This is a genomic window from Tunicatimonas sp. (genome assembly GCF_049647865.1).
In the GTDB taxonomy this organism is placed as follows: Bacteria; Bacteroidota; Bacteroidia; order Cytophagales; family Cyclobacteriaceae; genus Tunicatimonas.
The window spans coordinates 1-5478 of record NZ_JBARYM010000739.1; the positions used below are offsets into that span (position 1 = coordinate 1).

Sequence of the window (5478 nt, forward strand, 5' to 3'; positions counted from 1 at the left end):
GTTGATTGGTTAAGCCGGAAGATCATTAACTTACGTATTTTCAACGACGAATCGGGAGTAATGAATCGTAGTTTAGTAGATATTGGTGGCGAAATGTTAGTCGTTAGCCAGTTTACCTTACATGCCAGCACTAAAAAAGGTAATCGCCCTTCCTACATTAAAGCCGCTAAACCCGACACCGCCATCCCTCTGTACGAAAAATTTGTGCAAGCTGCCGAGAAACTTTTAGAGAAACCAGTACCAACCGGGGAGTTTGGAGCCGATATGAAGGTGCAACTACTGAATGATGGCCCAGTTACCATCATTATTGATACCAAGGATAAGAAATGAAAGAAGATATTACCCTAGCCGAAGTACAGCAACAAGTAGATAGATGGATTAATACTACCGGAGTTCGCTATTTTAACGAATTGACGAACATGGCCATTTTGACCGAAGAGGTAGGGGAGGTTGCCCGACTTATGTCCCGGAAGTACGGCGAGCAGTCGTTCAAGAAATCGGACGAAGGTAAAGAACTGGCTGATGAGCTAGCTGATGTACTGTGGGTACTCACTTGCATTGCCAACCAAACCGGCGTGAATCTGACCGAAGCCTTTCAGAAAAATATGGCAAAAAAGACCAAGCGCGATAGCGATCGCCATCAGCAGAATGAGAAGTTACGCTAGCCCTTCAAAGACTCTGACGTTACTACTTTACCGTACAACTTCTGATGAAGGGTTGCCTAGTATACCTCTCTTAAAGTCGTCCCAGTCAGAGAAAAGTTGATATCCAACCAGTAAAGAAATAACGAATACTACAGCCTTCAATAAGTCTTTTACATTCTTCTTCATAAGCTATTCTAGATTTCTATTCTGCTTCATAGGTTATAAGAGGAAGCTTCCTCAATTGCCTTTTTGTAACTTTTCCTCTTCTACTTTGAAGCTACTTAAGGCTGCTCGTCTTCGTAGATGCCAATATACACATCGCCCTCGGTATTGACGTAGCCTCGGTACATTCCTTTAGTGTTAAAGGGCATGGCAATATTACCTGCACCGTCAATAGCGATCACGCCACCGCCGCCGCCCATTTCTACTAGCTTATCTTTCACCACAGTATTGGTCGCTTCCTGCACTGATTTGTTCTGGTATTTCATGATGGCCGAAATATCATGCGCCACTACTGAGCGAATAAAATACTCGCCGTGTCCCGTAGCTGAAATAGCCGCCGTGGCATTATCAGCGTAAGTTCCCGCGCCAATAATCGGAACATCTCCTACCCGACCGTAGCGTTTATTGGTCATTCCTCCGGTAGAAGTAGCTGCTGCTAGGTTTCCATCATGATCTAAAGCAACGGCCCCTACAGTTCCAAATTTGCGGTCAGGAAAATATTCGTCTAAATAGCCCTGACGCTCACCTTCATCACTTTTAGTTTCATCGGAACGCTGGTCACCATCGTGGTCGAGCTGTTGGTTCTCGGTATTACGAATTTTCTCTAGCTGTTGAAATCGACTATCAGTGTAGAAGTAAGAAGGGTCAACGGATTCTAGCCCTTGTTCGCGGACGAACTGTTCGGCTCCGGGGCCAATCATCATTACGTGGGGTGAGTTTTCCATTACCAAACGAGCGGCTGCTACGGGGCTTTTAACGGTAGAAATTCCGGCTACTGTTCCTGCATTGCGGGTTTTACCGTCCATGATAGCAGCGTCTAACTCATTTTTACCGTCGTTAGTAAATACCGCACCTTTCCCCGCGTTGAACAGCGGAGATTCTTCCATAATTTGAATGGCAGCCACTACCGCATCTAAACTACTACCTCCGGCTTCAAGTATCTCGTGGCCCGCCTTTAGTGCTTCATCCAACTTAGCTCTATAATCAGCTTCTCGTTCTTCAGTCATATTTTCCCGAAGGATGGTTCCTGCCCCACCGTGAATGGCAATAGCCACCTTTGACTGCTGAGCAAATGCGGGTATTATGCAAAAAATGATAGCAACGCAGGCGAGTAGGTTTTTCATAGGATTGGATAGGTAGATGGAGCGTTGAAGATACGGTATTTTAACCGATAGGCAAAAGAAAGAGGCTCACTAACCTAAGTTATGAGCCTCAATGATAAGTTTTTAGTACTAGGGAAGAATTTTATTTAACGAGGAGGAAAGAGCTTCTTCAGTTTTTTCTTAGCTTCTTCTTTAACTTCTTGAGTAGCTTCTTTTGCTTCTTCTTCCACCTTTTGTTTAGCTTTAGCCGCTTCTGCTTTGGCTTTCTCTTCAGCCCGGCTACGAGCTGCTTCGGCTTCTTTTTTAGCCTGCTCAGCTTTACGGCGTATCTCGGCTTCAGCTTCTTTTTTCTGTTGGGCTATTTCATCCTTCAACTCTTTGGCTTGCTCCTCTACTTTAGCCTTGGCGGCAGCCTGAACACTTGATTTGCCACTTCCGCCAGCATCAGTTCCGGCTAGACGGACTTTAGGGTCATCGTAGTTTCCGGTAACCTTCAGGTTAAGAATGATATTAGAGTCAATTGTTTCGTTGCTTCCGGTAAATTTGGCAATGGCACTATTGACCGCCGTGCCCACTGTTCCCGCAGGCACATTCATTTTCATTAGATAATCGATGCTTCCATCAATGCCGTTGCTTCCGGCAATTATAGTTTTGAAGTTGCCTACGTTAACATCAAATGGTTCAACATACACTCGGCCGCTCCGAACCTCGGCCCGAATATCTACATCTTTCAGCGATACGTTATCGGTATTGCTAAGTTTGGTAATCGTTGTAATCGCTCCTATCAGCTTAGAATCTTTCACCGCCGCGTCGGCTACCTGAATAATGCCTTTACCATCTAGAGTATTCATTAACGGTGACATATCTGAACCTAGCAACCCACCTATTTTAAAGCGGGTAGAGAAATCACCATCCATTTTTTCAGCTACTGGAGCTAATGTTTGAATAGTATTAAAAGTAGCGTAAGCTGAGCTAATAGCTACATTCTGAATGTTCAGGTCAAAATCGAATGAAGGACGCGCTATATCTTGAGTACTGTAGGAACCGTTCATGGCAAATTGCCCGCCGAGCGAATTAAAATTCAGATTGCTCATGCGAACGATGCCGTCGCGCACCGTAATCTTTCCGTCTAGGCTCTGCAGAGTCATGTTGTCGTACAGCACTTCGGCTACGCTGGAATTGAGTACCAAATCTAAGGTTTTAGGGATTGCTACTACCTCCATGGCAACTTCGGTAGTATCTTCGGTTACTTCAACCTCTTCGTCGGTCATCCATTCGTTCAGATCCAGCTTACCTGATTTAAAGTCTAGCTGCCCCCGCAGCACTTCGCCTTCGGTGAGAGCGTATCCCAGGTAGTTCGCTAAGTAGCCACTCATTCGCATATCGCTCCGACCAGCCGCACCCTCAAAACTGGCTAGTGTAACACGTTCAGGATTAAACGCTGCTTCAGCATTTGCAATAGTAAATCCCTGCGGAAAATCTTCTGCTACGTAATTAAAATCTTTAATGGTAGCTGAACCACTAGTTTTTAACTGCGCGTAACGTTCGGCTTCTACGTCAGAAAGTTTACCCTTTGATACGATGTTAGCCGTAATAATACCTGTTAGATTCATTCCCTCCATTGGGTACAATTGGGTAGCTTTGGTTAAATCTATGGTGCCATTAGCGGTTAAATCCCAAGTATAATCATCGAGGTTGGTAACCAATAAGTCGGCCCGAAAGGGTTCTCCGGCCAGGGTCATATCAAAATTGTTTACCTGAACGGTGGTTTGCGCCAGTTGACCACTTTCGTTCTTTACGGTGGAGGTGAAGCTGATATTCTCCAAGGGTGGATACTCTGCCTGCTTCACGTAGCCATCTTGCATACTCATTGCCATATCAATCTGAGGAATTTGATTGGTTACGCTATCGTAGGTGCCATTAGCTAACAAGTTAATATTATAAATACCTCGCATTTCTAAGCTATCTATCGGAAACATCTGGCTAAGTTCACCTAGGTTGAGTTTAGCCGATACTTCGGTATCAATAGTGTAGGTATCTAGTCCTTTTAATAAAAAGCGGGCATTTAAGGGGTTGCTGCCCAAATCGGCGTGGAATGATTTGAGATTAACTACGGTGTTATCTAGGTTTCCGTCGGTATTATCTATCAGTAGGTCTACATCAATATCGGTAACGGCAGTAGGCAAGTCGGGATACTGAAACATGGCATCTTGTGTGAGCAGTTTCATCTGAAAAGCAGGCATTGATTCTTCGTTGTAAGTACCCTTCACAAAGCCTTGGAAATCTAATTCACCTTCCGTTTTTACTTGCTCAAAGCCTTCCATGTACACTCCAGGTACGAGCGATAACAAGCTTTTAAAGGTGTTGTCTTGAGCGGCAAAGGTGATATCCATATCAATATCGCTGCTAGGCATAGCTAAAAACCCATCAAACCCCAAAGTAAAATCATTGACGGCTACGGAATTTTCTCGGAAAGTGTATTTTCCCTCCGGCAAATTCATATTGAGGGTCATATCTACCATCAACTTCTTATTGCTCAAGTATTCTACCCCATCGTAGTTCACCGTGAAGGCTTTTACTTCCGTGAGCGTTTTCAGATCAAATACATCTAAAGTGAAATCGCCACTGCCTTCGTGATTCATTCCCTCAACAGCCATATACATGGGCATAGTAAGATCTTCGTACACCACATTAGCATCATTAATCTCCCAATGATCAATGGTAAAAGATACTTCCTCAGAAGGAGCCTCCTCTTCCACTACTGTGGTATCTTCTGAAGCAATAGCGATATCGTAGTTGGCCGTGCCATCTTCTAAGACCTGCACATGAATGTTAGGTTGGTTTAGGGTGATACCGCTAATACGAGGCTGATCGCCAAAGATGACACTTTTCAGATCAACTGAAATATTGAACTCATCTACTGCTAACAGGGTATCTCCGGCAAAAGGCGGACGGTTTACTACGCCGAAATCACCCAAAGAAACAGTTGCATCAGGGAAGTTTTTGATTAATGATAGCTTGAACTGTTCGGGAGCGTAGTACACTTCGGCATTAACATTTTCAGCGATAGCCTGATCAACGAGCTTGCGAATATCATCTTTGAAAATGACGGGCAGGATAAATATTGCTACTAAGAATAGCAGAAAAAATACTCCTAATATGATAAATAGTTTCTTCATGGTCTACCTGTTAATTGGTCATGTGAAATTACGTAAGGCTGAACCAATAGATTTGGCACATTGGGCGTAGCCTTATCGATGTAATAAATCAATTAAAAACGTTCGCAGTTAAACGTACAACCTTACTAACAGTTGGCATATGCCCGGTATCTTGGGAATTATGCCGGTGTTATCCTATTGATTATTAGCAGAAGATATTACGATAGCGTCTAAATTAACTCTATTTTTTAATGGCTTACCGTATCTCTCCTACAACAAAATAGCTCTTTCAAACCTTCCGCTTAACTTGGCAGCTATAAGCAACTATTTACTTTTTGCGTATATCTTTAA

At 43.7% G+C, this 5478-nt stretch carries 4 protein-coding genes; 2 read left to right on the plus strand and 2 right to left on the minus strand.

What is annotated here, in order from left to right:
• Positions 1-330: D-aminoacyl-tRNA deacylase (gene dtd, locus WBA23_RS21525; protein WP_424584342.1), on the plus strand; the 330-nt coding region annotated here is incomplete at its 5' end.
• Complete coding sequence (locus tag WBA23_RS21530; RefSeq protein WP_424584343.1) at positions 327-665, plus strand: nucleotide pyrophosphohydrolase; 339 nt, start codon at positions 327-329, stop codon at positions 663-665. The genes dtd and WBA23_RS21530, both read left to right, overlap by 4 nt.
• A 260-nt stretch (positions 666-925) precedes the next feature.
• Here the strand turns inward: WBA23_RS21530 and WBA23_RS21535 are convergent, their stop codons facing one another.
• Positions 926-1990: an isoaspartyl peptidase/L-asparaginase family protein gene (locus WBA23_RS21535; protein ID WP_424584344.1), complete on the minus strand. Its 1065-nt coding sequence runs from the start codon at positions 1988-1990 to the stop codon at positions 926-928.
• Between the two features lie 125 nt (positions 1991-2115).
• Positions 2116-5148, minus strand: coding sequence for an AsmA-like C-terminal region-containing protein (locus WBA23_RS21540; protein ID WP_424584345.1), 3033 nt, complete (start codon positions 5146-5148; stop codon positions 2116-2118).
• Positions 5149-5478 lie beyond the last annotated feature (330 nt).